This is a genomic window from Epilithonimonas hungarica (assembly GCF_900102265.1).
Lineage (GTDB): Bacteria > Bacteroidota > Bacteroidia > Flavobacteriales > Weeksellaceae > Epilithonimonas > Epilithonimonas hungarica.
Map to the genome: position 1 here is coordinate 55,079 of NZ_FNBH01000004.1, position 16,730 is coordinate 71,808.

General features: G+C 43.0%; 5 protein-coding genes. All 5 read right to left on the minus strand.

All coding sequences use genetic code 11. The features are described from left to right. Position 1: 1 nt before the first annotated feature. Positions 2-10,285, minus strand: coding sequence for a SpvB/TcaC N-terminal domain-containing protein (locus tag BLT30_RS15115; RefSeq protein ID WP_089874416.1), 10,284 nt, complete (start codon positions 10,283-10,285; stop codon positions 2-4). A 12-nt stretch (positions 10,286-10,297) separates the two neighbouring features. After that, entirely contained in the window at positions 10,298-12,265 is a 1,968-nt protein-coding gene (locus BLT30_RS15120; RefSeq protein WP_089874417.1) for a T9SS type A sorting domain-containing protein, read from the minus strand. 11 nt (positions 12,266-12,276) lie between these two features. Beyond that, positions 12,277-14,535, minus strand: coding sequence for a S8/S53 family peptidase (locus tag BLT30_RS15125; RefSeq protein WP_089874418.1), 2,259 nt, complete (start codon positions 14,533-14,535; stop codon positions 12,277-12,279). A gap of 36 nt (positions 14,536-14,571) precedes the next feature. Next, entirely contained in the window at positions 14,572-15,915 is a 1,344-nt protein-coding gene (locus tag BLT30_RS18230) for a hypothetical protein (RefSeq protein ID WP_175487210.1), read from the minus strand. Between the two features lie 316 nt (positions 15,916-16,231). After that, positions 16,232-16,489 (minus strand): hypothetical protein, encoded by a 258-nt coding sequence (locus BLT30_RS15135; protein ID WP_089874419.1) that lies wholly within the window; start codon positions 16,487-16,489, stop codon positions 16,232-16,234. Positions 16,490-16,730 lie beyond the last annotated feature (241 nt).

Here is a 16,730-nt window from a genome sequence, read left to right on the forward strand (position 1 = left end):
TTTATTTTTTAGGCATTACAACAATATCTTTTATGTTTTTTGCTCCTGCACCTTGAACTCTTTTTAATATGTTATTTAAATCAGATGGTTTTAGACTACTCTCTGAAAGATCAACTACAATACCTTGAGCTTGAGAATTTTTACTTCTTATTGCTGATACTATAGACTTAACACTTGATGTTTTTGGTGTATAAACATCATAGGTTAAACCATCTACAAGCAAATCAGATGTCCTTCCTTGTGCTCCACCTTCAATAACATCCCTTAAAATAACTTTACTTCCTCTACCTGCCATATATCGAGCAGCACTAATTTCACTGGCGGAGAAACTTCCCTCTGAAATAGTAAGGCTTCCTGAACCAATAGATGCATTGAGCCTTTTAGCTACAACAAATGTAGAAATCATAGCAGTTGCGTATCCCCATCCTTCAGGTGTTTGTAATGCCTCCCCAATTGATTTTAATGCCTCTCCACTCGTTATAGATACAGCAAACGCATTAGCACTATTCATCATATTTTGTCTAGCTAATTGCATTTGAGCTGGTGTACCCCAATTTATATAATAGCCATTAGTGATTGAGAATTTAGCTCCTTGATATGAATCTTTAAAAAAATTGCCAAAACCTTTAAAGAATCTTCCAAATGCCTCGCCACCATTACTTGGAGGGGTCATAAAATAACTCTGCTTTCCATTAGGGTCTACATATATTACAGGATTTTGGTAGCAATAAATATATGGATTCAAGTTTCCGGAATTGTAAACCCCGCCATTATGCTGTCCATCAATGTAATGTTCGATTTCCATAATGGGATTATATGATGCCAGCGGGTCAACATTTAACCAAAGACTTGTACGAGGATTGTAATACCTCGCACCGTAATAGTAGTACCCCGTCTCATCATCCAATTCCTTAGAGTTAAACTTATAAGGAACGTTATAAGAATTCAAATGGTTCTCAACAAACGTCTCGCCAGAAGGGAAATATTCTATGTTCTGGTTAACTTCTCCGTCTATTCCTGTAATAAAACTACTAGAACCTAAATGGTCAGGATGATACCAATACACATCCAATTCCTCTTGTCCACTAAAGTCTGTGGCACAGTAGTCTCCATCATAACCGCCACCTTGTCCGTAGTCTGCTCCATTAATGCCAAATCTCTCAAGCATATTCTTCGTATGCTCTTTCGCCGTCTGCGCTTTTTGCAAAGCTACATCTTTCTCGTTAATTGGCGCACCACCTGCTCCAAATGGGATTATCAGCCAGTTACAGTTAAAATCTCCTACAGCTACACTGCTACCCAATGCTCCGCTTATTCTTTGCGTGCCAGCATAGTAATGCTTGGTGTAGTTTCTTCTATACGTATTGCCACGTCTGTCAAAGCTTAAGTTCATAGAGACCAAGCCATTAGGATACAGCGTGTACGTGTAATACGGCACTTCTATCGGTCCAAAAGGGGTTCTAATGGTGTAACTTCCGGCATACACCTGCTTCATAATACGCTCTCCGCCTGCATCATAGGTGTACATCGCTATGCCATCTGCCTCTGGTGTGCTCGGATTGGTATCAACGGCTTGCAATCTGTTCTCCTCATCCCAAATGTGGGTGGTTGCAGCTTCCGTTACTGTACAGGTCTCTTTATTTATGCCTGTAGGGTTTCCTTTGGCATCGTAAGCGTAATGCATAAACTTAACACCCGGGTCATTCGGGTCACAACAAGTGGTTGTAGGCACTATGTTCGGCTGGTCTATAATGGTGCTTGGTGCGTGTGGCTGGCTGCCCTCGTACTTATAATTCAGCATATAAGAGGTATCGTACCTTGCCGTCCAGTCATTTCCTGTATTGCCCGGTGCGGTCTCGTGCTTCTGCACTTTGCTCATCACATTGTGCATATTGTCGTATGCCATGGTGTAGGTGTAGCGGTGGCGCAGGTCTGTCCCAATGTCAGTCTTGCCCTTCCAGTTGCCGTTGGCAGAGGTCAGCCTGTAGAGGTCGTCATAGCCATAGGCATAGTTGGTTCCCCCGCCCAGCAATCCTGCCGGTGCTGCCGGTGCATTGTTGTGTGTCTGCAAGACATTGCTTACGACATCGTACTGGTAGAGGTTGTCCATAAAACTGCGGGTGCTGTTCTCCACGTTCATCTTCAAGAGTCGGCGTCGCTCGTTCTCGTATTCGTAAGTGGTCTCGGTATCGTTGCCATAACGCAGATATACGCGCTGTTCAAATTTATCATAACCGATATTGCGTACAAGGATTCTAGAATGCCCGTCCTTCACGCTTACCATATTGTTGAGGTTGCCCGCCCTGTTGTAGCTGTAGGTCAGCTTTTCGCCATCGGGGTAGGTGATGTTTTTCACACGATTCCAGGTGTCGTACTCCCATTCTGTTCCGTACCAGAAGATACCGGCATCCGGGGTAGCCACGGATCTGCGTTGCGAGGTAAGCTCACCAAGCTTGCCATACTTCAGCCTTTGTGTTCCGCTGGCATCGGTCTGATACCACAGTCTGCCCACGGCATTGTCATCGGCTGCGGAGGCATTCTGCGCCTGCCCATAATAGTAGGCCACATTGTTCTCCGGATAGTTCGGGTAGGTAATGCCTTTCAGACGGTTGTAGTCATATTGATAGGTTACCGTTTCATTTTCGGCGGTCGTCTTGCTGGTAGGGTTTCCGGCAGGGTCATAGGTAAATGTGCTTGTTCCATTGTCCGGTTGTGTAATGCTCACCCTTCTTCCCAGGTCGTCATAGATACTGGCGGTGAGATGGTTCTCCACATCTTTTACCTGCAATAGTTCGCCAATGGCATCGTGGGTAAAGCTGGTAACGATATCTCCTGTGTTGCTTTCCTCGTGCACGGTGGTCGTGCGTCCTTTAATATCCGCAAAATTATGCTTGATACTTCCCAGCTCATCAGTAAACTGGGTATGGAACATCTTTCTGCCCAAACGGTCGTTCCCAAAATCGTACTGCACCTTGCTAAAGAGCTGCTCGCCCGGAAGCCTGGTGGTGAGAACCCTGTCCAGAACGTCATAGGTGCTGGTGGTAGGCTCTATATTGTCCACAGAAGGGTCATAGAAATTGTTGACAAGCCCAACCGTAGGATAATAGCTCTTAAGTGCACGTCCGAAAGCATCCTGCACTACTTTTCCAGAAACAATGTATTGTCCTTTCAGTGCTTGGGAATCATATATTACTGCTGTTTTTTTCAGCTGTATTGCCGTTCCTAAACCATCGGCAATACTAACTGTGTTAATTGTATTGCCTGCGATCTCAGGATCGTAATGTTTTGTAACCGCATAGGACTGTGCTGTAGTAGCATCCACAGGGGCGTTGGTCACGGGATGATATTCCATCTGTATCGTCCACGGGATGTCGTTGAACAGCTCGTAAGGTCCTGTAACGGTAGTCAAACGTCCTTTTGCATCGTAGGTATATTGCGTAGGCTGCAGGTTCATATCCGTAGTGAAGGCTGGCACCCCGAAACGGTAATCGTATTCCGTACTGCTGCTGTATCCGAACGCATCTTCCACAGCTACCGGATAGGTCTTGAGATCGTTGTCATAAGTATATTGATGCCAGAAAGTTTCACCATTGGCATTCTGCGGCAATGTTGCTTTCGAGATGTTACCATAGATATCATACTGGTAGCTGTACATGGGATTTCCGCCTCCTGTCATCGTGATGGACATCAGGTTGCCTTTCGGGTCATATGAGGCGACTCTTTCTCTCAGAACACCTGTGGCACCGTTGATGACCGCATTCGGAAGGATCATATAATCTGTTCCGCTGTCGGTGATCTGGTACTCTATAATGGAGTTCAGGATATCGTTGCTGCCTATCTGCTGGTCTCCGTAGTCCCTGTAACCGGTAAGGTTTCCGTAATTGTCATAGGCAAGACTCTCAGAGTAGGTAGATTTTCCTGCAGTGGTTTGCCCTTCGTAGAAGTTGGAAACGGTTTTATTGGCGGTGACAAAATAGGCGTAATTGGTCAACGCTTTTTCTGCTTCATAAGTTGGCAATGCTATAGGAAGATTGGTGTTCGATAATGCTCTTGCCGTAATGGTATTGATGGTCTCCGTCCATTTTCTGTTAGAGGCATCAAAAAGCGTTTCGTCCAAAAGGCTGCCCTTTAAGAAGTAGGAACTGTTATTAAAATGCTGGACGGTATAACGGAACACCTGCGTTGCGTTGGCTCCGCCGTTGGCTGTATTGATTTGATCAATTCTTACTTCATTAAATCCGTAGAATGTTCTTTCCCTACGGCTGTGGTAAGGGTTGTTATATGAAACGGTGATCTTGGATACACCAGGCTTGAACTGGTCGTCCTGTGCAAAGCCGTCCTTCACGATAACAGAGGTCATCACATAACGGCTCTGTGGCATCTCATAGGTGTTTCCTTTACGCTCGTAAGTTACCTCCCAGCTTCCTCCGGTTGGAAGGGTCACTTTTTTGAGGAGGTTGGTAATACCGATCTGGTTCAGGCTTACCGTAACATTGTTGGCATCATCTGAAGTAACATAATCCAGATAGCCGTCCCCATTCATATCTTTAAATGAAGATTTAGTTTTGCCAGCGGCTTCTCCCGCAGAGACTCCGGCAGATATCATTAGCTTGACACCTATCGTACTTGGTGGGACAATAATGGTTATCGGAATTGTAAAACCAACATTACCACCTAGGCTTAATGTTTCAACGATACTTTTTGAATTGACAGAGGCCGTTTCTCCTCCGGTAAATCCGTTCCCTTTGTTGAAGGTGACCGTAGCACCGGAACCGTTATACTCAATATTGTCATTGATACCATCACCATTGATGTCCAATAGTTCATTTTGTGTGGTAGAAGTATTGGTATTTGTATTGATACCTCCTTCAAAGCTTCCTTTGAACAATGAAATACCAAGTCCGGCGCCTTTTCCAAAATCTTTGTTGGTAGAAACTTCACCAGTGCCCCAGGACTCATTGTTTACCAATTGATTTCCGACGTTCAATTCAAAGTTTCCATCATTGAACTTATCCGGAAGGCCGTCTCCGTTGATATCTACAAATGCCTGTTTTGATCTTTGGTTGTTATAAATATCCAAATTGGTATTTATAGAAACGGTAGTGGAAACTTCCTTAGCAAGCGGAAGCACCAAGGTACCCAAAGCTACACCCGGCATTGGGAAAATTCCCCATCGCGTAGGCGCAGAGCTGGCGTGCTTAAAGCTGTATCCTGCAGATACACCCAAGAAATCTGCCTTGGAAATGAACTCACTTCCCACTTCTTTTGAATTAGAGGAAAGGAATCCGATAGGGTTGGACAATTTCACATTGGTCTTGGCAAAATCATCCGGGAATCCGTCTCCGTTGAAATCGATCAATGAACGGAGTGATTTGTTCTCATTGAAGATTGATCGGGATTGACCAATAGACAGACCTATATTTACCCCGAACTTATCACTTACACTCTGATTTCTGGATTTGAGATTCGGCGCATTAAGTTCACTCCCTGGACTTTGGCTGAGCGTATTGTTAACAAAATTATTATCGATGTCCCTGATATTCAATCTTGATACATTGATCACATTTTGCGAAATATAGATCGCAGGGTCCACATCTTCCAGTCTTCCTTTATCGGTATTATTGATATTGGAACTGACGGTCAGAAAATAATTCTGGGAAAGGGAACTGTCATTGTTATTGATGATGACATTTCCATTCGCATCCGTTGTAGGATAATTAATGGTAGGATTAGTTGTAGTGCTGGTTCCGTAAGCATCGCTTAGCTTAAGGCCTGCTTCATCCACCTTCATCTCTGCTGCTGTTCCCGCATTGGCAAAGTTACTGTTAAGGTCGTAGGCTTCAACAATGGTACTTTTTGCCGGATTATTCCCGTTGAGGATAAATCCGCCCCATCCGCGGTATAGACTTCCGAACCTGTTATCATACTCATTGGAACCCAAAGCTGTTGTGATAGATTGAGGGGTAAGAATCGGTTTGTGCGGAGGTGTATTTGAAAAACTCACCATATTGGTCTCACTTCCTCCGTTGGTTATGAAGATCTGAGTATTGGCTGAAGGATTTGATCCCTGGAAAAAGTTCAGATTATAAGTATATATTCCTGGAGGTAAACTCGCCGTCGTGGATGTTGGCAATCCCGGCTGTCCTGACAATGTTCCGTTTGGAAACGGCACGCCTGTCCCTGTTGCTGTATCTGTAATGGATAAGATGGCCGAGGTATTGGCCGCATAATTATTCAAAACAAAATATAGCGTGGAAGCTTGGCTTATGACAATAGTTCCATCGCTATGGGATGTACTATTGGCGTTTGGAAGCTGTAACGACAGGTTGTTAGGCTCATTGATATAGTTCAGGTCACTGCTTACCAGCTGTCCATTGATAGAGTTAATGGTATTGATGAAATCCGGGTCATCACTGTCCACGGTGGTTTCGAGATAGATAAGCTCAGAAGAAGCTATATCGGCCGATGTCAATGTATAGGGAGTTCCGTAAGTGGTAACAACCGTGTTATTGTTGTTTATGACCTCGTAAGTTGTTTTTGTCAGTAATCTGTTTCTGAATTTGGCAGAAATGACAACCCGGCCATTTCTGTTATTGAAGTTAGGTAACGATGATGTCTTTACCAGTATTTTTTTGCCTATATCGGCACCCGTAGGCTGATAGGTATAAAATTCTCCTCTGTTGTTGTACATTGTATATTCTACCGGGAGAAAGGTTCTTTTTCCGGTTGCCGTCTCTGTAAATTCAGGGATAAGTTTAAATTTGGTCCAGTCAATTTGAGTACTGGTCCTTACTTTGACCACCACTTTTTGCTCTTGGTTTACGGATAAGGCCGTACTATTTACAACAGTATCATTGTAGATATCAGATTGCGAAATCGGAAAATCATATGATATACCGTCAATACTGACGGAGATCTCTGCATTGTCAGACAATGCGATCGGCTTGCTCAGCATTAAATTTAAAGTTCCATCAGCAGACGCAATATAACCGCTCGTGGCAACAGAAGGATCGTTTGCTTTTGCAGATCTTGGTGTAGTATTGACAAAATCCTCAAAGGAGTCATATCGGTCCAGGTTTCTGTTGTCACTATCCACGGCCGGAGATATGGATGTATTGTAAGTTACTTCAGGATTCCAGTTGACCTGGTCCAATGCCCCGTTATATTTTGATGATATTCTGAAGTAAAGCTTTTCTCCCTTGTTGATATTGATAACCTGGTCTGTGAAAGAATATATATTATAGTCCCCCGCATTGATATTCTGTACTAGAGGCATATCGGTCTTATACTGAAATGATACTGCCACACCATCTGCCAGACTGCAATCTTCATCAGCGCCACATTGAACATTTTGAAGGTTGAAACTGTTTTTTACCGTAACAGTTCCTGTTCTTGGTGCCACCCACACCCGTACAACATCGTGCAACGGGTTCTGTTCAAGCATCGTTTTCTTTTCAGCTTTGTCGTTGTCATCGAATAAGGATGTCGACGGCTGGGCTCCCGAGGATGTGATATTGATAGGATATGGTGTCACCCCACTATCTGGATTGAATGTTGGTATACCTCCTACAATACTGTTGAAGTATACTTTGCCATCTTTCACGAAATCTATTAGCTGATCGTTGTTGAAGTCCATAAAATAGGATTTCGTCGAGCTGGTGCTGTTGGAATAGTCAAAACCCACATCTGCACTTCCGAAGGTTGCGCTAAGCCCAACGTTCCAGGTATCGGATGAACTTTTCCCAATATTGGAAAGTGAATTCAGTTTTATCTTTGCTCCGAAACTTTGGGCGCCATTCTCTGCCTTGGACATATTTTTAGAATAATAGATACCGTCATCCTGCATATAGACCCTGTCCGGAAGGTTGTCTCCATCAATGTCTATCGCCATGATCTGGGTCTTGGAGTTACCTCTTGAATAACCTCCCAATGCCCCAAAAGTCCCTTTATTGAAACTTAATATAGCTTTATCATCGGGAACGATCGCAGTTACATCTCCTATACCGACACCGATCCTGAAGTTCCCTCCCAGATTGCTTGAATAGTTACCGCTCAGTAACGAATATCCTCCCTGAAGGGACTGTGCCAATCCCGAAAAATTTGCAATGTCAGGTGCTGTCCAGGTCTGAGGTGTCCCGAAGATCTGGGAAGGTACCTGATTGTATTCTATCTTATTGGTGTAAAACTCCTGATCAGCGGCATCCAGCTCTTTGATATCCGAAAGCAGCTGCTTTTTGAACGCTCCCGTAACATAGGAGAACTGATAGGAACGTACTTTTTCTGTACCGTATGAAACATTGATACCTGTAAGCCTTTTTGAGACCACTTTCAAAAATCCTAGCCTTCCATCGATCTGTACATCTTCTCTGTCAGAATCCGTAGAGAATGTAACAGAATAATGCTTCGGAGGATTATCTGTTTCATGCAATGTATAGTCAATCCGGCTTGGATAGATCTGTTGCCCTCCGTTTGCTGTACTTCCCGAATAAGGCGTTCTGTCATAAAAATATTCAAGGTAGTTCTTATTGGTGTCTACCGTTTTATATAAAGCCCAATGTCCAATATTGCCATCCGCATCCTTAAGCACATAATCCTGTTTTATCCCTGCTTCATCTCCACCGAAATAAGATCTTGTGCCATCTTTGGAGATCACGATCCAGACATAGTCCTTAGGATTGGTACCTTTTCGGATGATCTTATTGTATGCTCCTTCTATTCTTGGATGAAACTGGCGGTCGGAAGTTCTGTTCTTTTCAAAACCCTCATTCCTGTTAGGCATTGCATACACGCCGGAACTGGCCTCAAATGCCAATTGTTCTCCTCCCAAAGTGTAGAGTTCGGTCTCGACCGTTTGATCATAGGTAGGTACTCCCCAACGGGTATCAATAGTAACCGCAGGAACAGAAAGATCCCAGCCCATTCCCATCCATCCGTTTCCTCCGTCACTGTTGTAATTGACAGATAGCGAGGGCTGCATCCCTTGTCTTCCTGCAGGAAGCTTTATCGGAAAACTGGTATTTACACTTCCCTGATTGTTGGGGGCAGGTGCAGATAAACTCACGATTCCGGAAACGGGGTCGGCCGCTTTGATGTCCTTGATACTGTTCGGGGCGTAGCTTCCTGTTTCAGGAGATTCCGGGACTTTGATGATCCCGTTGATCATATCTGTAAAATGTGTCGTTTTGGAAACGAGTATTTTTTTATCAGATACCAGTGAGTCTTTCTCCAATGCTATCCATTTCTTTAAGACCCTGTCAAAGAAATAGGTTTTGATATCCCTTTCAGTATAACCTGCAGGTATCTTGTTCTTGTCATATCCCAATGTTACTTTTGCTGGCACTTTGAAATGCTCACCGTGAGGAAGGAAACGATAGCCTGCATTTTCAGAAGTTACATTGACCATTTCCGGGGATAAGGCCGGAATATCCAGAACTTCCAGTGGAGTGATGCTGAAAACTGTATTTTCAGAAATACTGCCGGCAATTGTTTCCAGTCCGGCATTTCCTATGGAGAAATTTTGTTTTTGTCCTTTGAAGAATTCTTTGGTTATAGTTCCGCTTAATGATCTGTTTACATTATTATCATAAGTAATTGAATTTTTAGAAGATGCTATCTTGAAACGCACATTTTTTACTCGATAAGTATAATTTGCATCCGGAGATATAGTAAACAGTATTGTATTGAGCCCTTTTACCAAAGTTCCCGGCTTTACCGGCTCGGACTGATGGGCCCAACTTTGATTGTGCTGCGTACTCGATCCTCCGGAAAACCTTTCATCGTTCACCACTTTGCTGATACCTGAGTAATCAGAAACTCCGAAAAGGTCGTATTCCAAAGTGACGGTTCCGCCCTTGGGCAGCTCATCGACCGTAATGTTGAAAATATTATCAAATACCTGGTCTATAGGATGGTCTTTATCTTTTCCGATGATCCCTTCCTTGATATCAGAATTATAATAGACCGAAGAAAAAGGTTCAGACGAAACATTAGTATTTGATATGGTTTTAGCAGGAACACTGAAAGAAGCGTTTCCGTTTGGCTGTTCAATTTTCCCGGAGAGTGGATTATTTCTGGTTTCAGAAACAGCTGGTCCGCTATCATTTGAACCTCCTTTTGTCTTAGGTGAATAATTATAACCATTATAAGAATTCTTCGAACCTGACTCCGGGCTTCCTAAATAGCTTGCGTAACTGTAACCGTACACCTGTGTCCAGGAAATAAAAAATATCACAAAACGAACCAATTTTTTCTGGTTGCGGATGTAGCTGAATATATTAGGTTTCATAGTTTCAGGTTATTAGTTGATGATGAGTTTGAATGTCTTTTGCTGGGTCACGGTAACGACCTTAACGATATAGGCACCTTGAGAAAGAAGGTGGTCTTTGATATCATAAGAAGACTGCCCGTTGAATTTTCTGGAAGAGATCAGCTTACCGGACATGTCGAATATTTTTATATCTGCATCTTCCGGCTGGTCCAACCGTATCCTGATGGTGAAATCCTCACCCACCAGTGTAGGATTCGGATATAGCACGATACCGTTTTCAATGCCTTTCGTCACTTTCAGGCTTTCCGTTTTGTTACAGCCATCAGTCGTTGTTACCGTAACGGTATATGTTCCCGCCTCATAAAGCTTCACTTTCGGAAGGGAGCTGTTGAATCCGTTTTCAGAGATCCATTGATAGGTCGCACCTGGATCTGTGATATTCTGTGATGCATCCACTTCCACATAACCCTGACTCCCTATCTCGTGTTCATCTCCTAAATTGAGATTGATATCGCTGAATGAGTTGATGTCAAATTCATAGGTTTGCTCATAGGAAAATGCATCCTTTATTTTTAAGGTATAATGTCCGATTTTAAGCTGATCATAGGTGATCTCGGAACTTTGAATGGTCATATTTGCCGAGTAATTATTGTCTCCGCTCAAATCAAGCTGATAAGGTGCCTTCCCTCCCTTAATGTTAAGAGAAAGCTTCCCGCCAGAGATTTTACAGGAAGGCTGTATCAAGTCATACAACGCAAACATTTTACCCGCCAGGGCAAAGCTGAAAACATCCGTACCCGAAAGGTCCTTATCGAAATAAACATCCGGGAACAATGCTTCTCCTTTGCTGTTGATCTGATCTGCAGGAATGGCATCGGACTGGGCGGAGAAATTTCCGTTTCCACCTCTGTCAATGATCAACCATACATTTTTGTCTGCAGGTATATCTGTAAAAATATCTTTGACATTGAATGACACCGATGTTTTGATGCTCTGACCCTGCTCTAGGGTCAACCTCGCTTTCCATTGGCGTCTTATGGGCTGGAATCCAAAATTTTCTTCCCCGGGTTTCAGCTCTTTACCATTATCTCCCCAAAGCAGAAAACTCTGGTCACCGAAAACGGCACTGTTCTTTTTATTGCTGATCGCTAGATTTCCGGCTGCAATGACCAGGCGTTTATTCTCCGAACTGTTAGTGGATTGCTTCTGATATAGAGCAGAAAAGTCGTCTCTTCCAATTCCGGTGATCCTGTTCGGAAAATCATCATGATCTTCCTGCTTCCATACTTTTTTACTTTTTGAGCTTAGATATTCTGTATAAGGCAGGCTGATTCCATATTTTATGGAGAGATAGGAATTGATGCGATTACGTTCGTTCATCGTGAGGATCTTCTCATATATGAACAATTCAGGGAGGTTTCCTTTAAAGAGCTTCCATGAACTGTTGCCCCGAATATCTTTTCCGATGTACATGGTACTCTTCCCGGTATTGCCACTTGCGAAACCCACTTTTTTTGAGGGAACATCGAATTTGGAGTACATACTGAATGAGGCAATGCTGTCCAATTGGTTGGGATCGGCATATTCCAATGCATCACCATTGTAGCGGAAAACATTCGCAGTACTGTAATAAAGCTCTTTCTCGCCGGAATTGTCCGTAGTGTAGACAGCGCTTTCCTTATTGAGGTCTTTATTCTGGAACACCGTGAAAATACTTACCCTGTTGAGAAGTTCCATCAGGTATTTTAGTTTCAATGACGACCTTTGTCCGTCAAATGAAAAGCTGTCGTTGTAATTGAGCAGAGTATAGGTAGGCCTACTCTGTGTATCAGGAGCCTGTACCTGATGATGGCCATAGCCGAGATCCTGATAATAAGGCAGGTTGGTGTTATCCGAATCTGCCTTCAGCCATAGGCTGACACCACTGACGCCTCCCGGGGACTGCGCTCCGACTGAGATGGAATAAAGAAACAGGATAAAAGGTATAGATTTTCTCATCTTCTTGATTTTTATTGGATGATCAGTTTTTTGGTCTCTCTGTAGTTGGCAGTCTCAATGGTGACCAGATATGTACCTGATACCATTTGATCTGTAGATATTCGATTCATGTAGACCCCGGAAGGGAAATTCTCAGAACTTTTATTTCGGTAGACCACTTTTCCGGTCATATCCGTAATCGTTACACTTACCACTGAAGCAGTACCTATTTTATAGGATATGTTGACCTCTGTCTTGGCAGGATTTGGATACAGCACGACATTATCAAGCTGTTTCTTTCCAATATCATTTCCTGAAGGGGAAGAAGTGCCCGGATCTTCCGATGTTGATGACCCCACAGGCCGGTCCGCCTGCGAATGATATACGAGAATAGGGTCTGACATATCACAATCAGGGTCTATGTAAGCAGTAAAACCTGAGCCCTGTTCAGCGGTGAAGCCTACGGTCGCAGAACCGCCCGATGCATCGGGAAGTAATGTCACGGATTGCGAGGCTTTATAGACAATGCCCTGTGCCGCACTCTTGATCACATTGGAGGCTTTGATCTGTTTTGCCGTTCCGACAAAATTGGATGTCTCTATATTATCCTTTTCCCTGGTCAGCACATACAGGTCATCGGTGTAGCAGAAAGATATCCCTGAAATAATGAGGGAATAGTTCTGGGAACCGGAAGATAAATTTCCTTTATGCTTGATGATAATCTGGTAAAGCCCATCAGGGTTGTCGATCTCCACTTTTTCGATATTGTCAACCTTATTATCGGAATTCCGGGTGGCTGGGGCGGTCAGATCCTGCATTCCTCCCAGCTTCCACGGATAAAAGGTCTGGGTATTGCCATTATTATCTTTTTTCAGAATGGTAATATCAAGGTCATTGACCAATGCCGGGGTCGGATCATCGATAGTGTTATCTCCGATGCTTCCTTCAGGGTCTGTCCAGGCCAAAGTTGCAACTAGTGGTTGATTCTCAAATTCAGATGCCACGACATATAGACGATATTCCCCGCCTTGCTGAAGGTCACTTTCTTTTATGAGTGCACTTTTACCATTGTTGTAGATAAGCCTGGCAGCACGTTCGGTATCCATCAGCCCCCAGCCATAGATATAATCCGGTCCGGGTGTTCCCTTGTCATTAGCTGTGTGTGCAACCAGCCCACGTATGGATGAAGACCGGAGCGGGGCAAATAATTGTTGCTGGATACTCATATAATATTGCTGAAGCAATAGTATTGCAGCGGATACAGAGGCTGTTGCAGAGGAAGTACCGTTATATGTGCCGTAGGCTGAGTTGTAGGTTTCGATTGCAGAGAATACACCTTGTCCCTGAGCGGCAATATCCGGTTTGATCCTTCCGTCATCCGTACATCCGTAGCTGCTGAAAGAGGAAATATTGAAATCAGAATCTCCCGAAGGATTATCATTTTTATCCGCCGAAGTGACCACCAGGACATTTTTTGCGATTCCGGCCCCTTCCAACAGGTCATATCCGTTCTTTGCCGTTACCTGCGGAACGATTGTCGGATTCAATCCCCTGGCATTTCCAACGGCCTTTACGATCTGGAAATAGGGAGCATTGTACATCACTTTGTCCCAGTCCCTCGATGTTTCATTGTACTTCCCGAACTGGTAGGTCTGGTAATACATCGGGTCGAAACCATAGCTGTTGTTGGCCACCATAAGGCCTAAAATGGACTCTTCTGCCATTTCCTTTACATCGTCCACCCAATCGAACGCCTTTGCCGTCGCATCATATGCCACTCCGGTCGCTGGCGTGTTGCTGTAATTATTTCCGATCATCGTACCCATGATATGGGTACTGTGACGCGATATCGTCTGATTCTGGGAGGCATCATAGGTTGCTTTCCCTGCGATTAGCTGATGGTTCAGTCTCGGTTTGGAATAATCCCATTGTCCGATGCGCATTCCCTGACCGGAAATGTTCAACCCTAATGCGCCACCGCCATAAAAGCTATTTGCCTTGATCCTTTTTGATGCGGCTGCGTTAAGGGTGGTGTAATATTGGGGATTGCCCTGTTCGTCTGCTCCGATGAGCTGCTTGTTGTTATCACCATCCGTGATAAATTCTTTATAACCTTTCGCCTTGAGATTCTCGATCTGCGAACTTTTTAGCGATCTTGCCTGTCTTTGCTGTACAATGATCTTCTCTAAAGCGTCCCTGTTGACTGTGATCTTCGATCCGGTATCTTGGGAAAATACAGAGCAATAGAAGGACACAGCAACGAGAATGCTGTACTTGGTATTGATTTCCATAAGAAAAATGTTTTTTTGATGTAAAAAATATATTCCCTATTTGGAATTTTTTTCAAGTTGTTCCACTTTTTGTAGCAATTGGTCGATCATTTTCTGCTGTTGCCCAAACTGTTCGATAAGAATCTTGTTCTTCTTATTAAGGTCAATACTGTAAAGCGTAAGCTCTTCAACTTTCTCCAATAGCTTTGCATCCATCTCGCCAAGGTTGAGCCCGTTGGTCACCACTTCTTCTGCGGAAGGAACGTTCGGAAGATGTCCTTTTTCGTTGATATGTTTTTCAACTTCCTCCAGAGTTGCCAGTCTGTAATCTTTCTTGAATACATGGTCTGCCCAACCATTAGCAGAAGCGATGTCCACTTTAACTTTTTCAGTTCTAACACCATTTCTTACAAATAGTCTGTAATCATTACAATCCGGACAGGAAAGATTGGTGGATGTCCCCAGGAATAGTTTTCCGTTGGCCTTGAGAGAGAAAAATAATTCATAGACAGATGGCGATGTTACACCGGAAACATCCAAAACTCCTGGATTGTTAGGTTGATATTGTCCATAACGAAGAAAAACAAGTGAAGCACCACTATCTACATTATTTGAATCATTTCCTACAAAAAATGCATCACTATTAATGTTTGAAATTATTTGTGTTCTTCCATATGCTTTCAATGCAATGTCTGGATGCGGCAGACCTCCAATACCTATCTTACCGGCAGAATTGACCCTCAATCTTTCTTCATTATTAGTTTTGACAACAAGATCCTGATTGTCAGAAGTTCCCAAATAGTTGATGGATGGATGTGTTCCCGAATTTCCGGTCGTATTCCACGCACTCTGGTCTGTAGTGCTTCCCTGCAACTGTACGTTATTGAAACGCATTGTGCCGGTGGTAAGGGTGGCACTCCATCCGTAGATTCTGAAACGGACGGTGTAGCCTGCTGATACAGAGACATCGGGAAAATCCCAGTTTATCGTCTGCATACCCGTTGGTGGGGTGAAATCATAGAACTGTGAGAAAGTTCCTGTTCCGGTATCCATTGCTATTCTTCCTGATAGTGGTCCATTGTCACTTCTCCTTGTATCAAAGGAAAACGAAGAAAGGTGCATCTGATGACCTCCCGATGCAAAAACCGTAACTTCTACATATTTGTTTTCGTCTATTGTGGCATTCGTAGACCAGTTGCTACTGTTAAAAGCAGCCAACGCCACTGTACAATTTGTTCCAATTCTGTTTAACGGTGAAACAATCGTATTGGGATTTTGCACTGTAGGGGTATTTCCGGGCGTGGGACAAACCTCTCCGCCTGTAAACTCAAATTTAAATATCTGTGCCGAAAAATAGAACGGCAAGAGTAATAGTAATGTAATGAGTACAGATTTTTTCATATCAGTATTGTTTAATTGTGAGATTGGTATGTTTTTTAAGAATTTCATTAGCTAGGCATAACTAATGTAAGCTGCTTTTCGTTCTATCAACCCTAATATGAAACTGCTATTTTAGCAATGGATTCGATTAGGTTAAAACGTTACTATTTTTATGTCCATCAAAATCAATATATTTTACACACGGGAAGAAATCCCCATAAAAAAAGAGTTTGTTTTTTTTACTTTGCCATTCTTTCTGCTAATTCAGAACAGCTTTTTCCAAATATGTGATTAAAATACTATTAGAAAAATTTGAATATAGTAATCTGGTAAGAAGCTATTTAGAATTTTTCCAATGTCCACCATGTTTAACTGGAGGATCCTCCTCCTCTTCAAGATACTTCGTAGAGGTACTGTCAGATGGGACTTCAAAGTTGCTTTCAGAAACGGTGTCCTTATCCGCAACCGAGGACTGTTTTGCCGATTTTGCAAATTCGCTGGCATTGTTTTTTTCTTTTTCCATAGCTTCTTCAGTATCTCTACAGGAAGTGAATACAATGAAAAGTGACAACAAAAGGATAAACTTTTTATTCATATCTACTTGATTTAAATATTAAATGGTTTACCCGGTACCGGATTTTTTGTAAGCTTATGATACGAATTTAAAGATTAAAGGCATACACCAACAGAGAATCTTTGGCACGATTTATAAATGGCATGGCACGATTTACAAATTGTACCAAAATTATATTATTGATTATCAATGTGTTTAAATCAAAATATATTAATAAATCTTTAATTTATGATTCGTTGTATTCTTAGATGATTTTTGATAA

Coding starts and splice junctions, on each gene's coding strand:
- BLT30_RS15115 (WP_089874416.1), bottom strand. CDS start 10,285: ATGAAACCTAATATATTCAGCTACATCCGCAACCAGAAAAAATTGGTT.
- BLT30_RS15120 (WP_089874417.1), bottom strand. CDS start 12,265: ATGAGAAAATCTATACCTTTTATCCTGTTTCTTTATTCCATCTCAGTC.
- BLT30_RS15125 (WP_089874418.1), bottom strand. CDS start 14,535: ATGGAAATCAATACCAAGTACAGCATTCTCGTTGCTGTGTCCTTCTAT.
- BLT30_RS18230 (WP_175487210.1), bottom strand. CDS start 15,915: ATGAAAAAATCTGTACTCATTACATTACTATTACTCTTGCCGTTCTAT.
- BLT30_RS15135 (WP_089874419.1), bottom strand. CDS start 16,489: ATGAATAAAAAGTTTATCCTTTTGTTGTCACTTTTCATTGTATTCACT.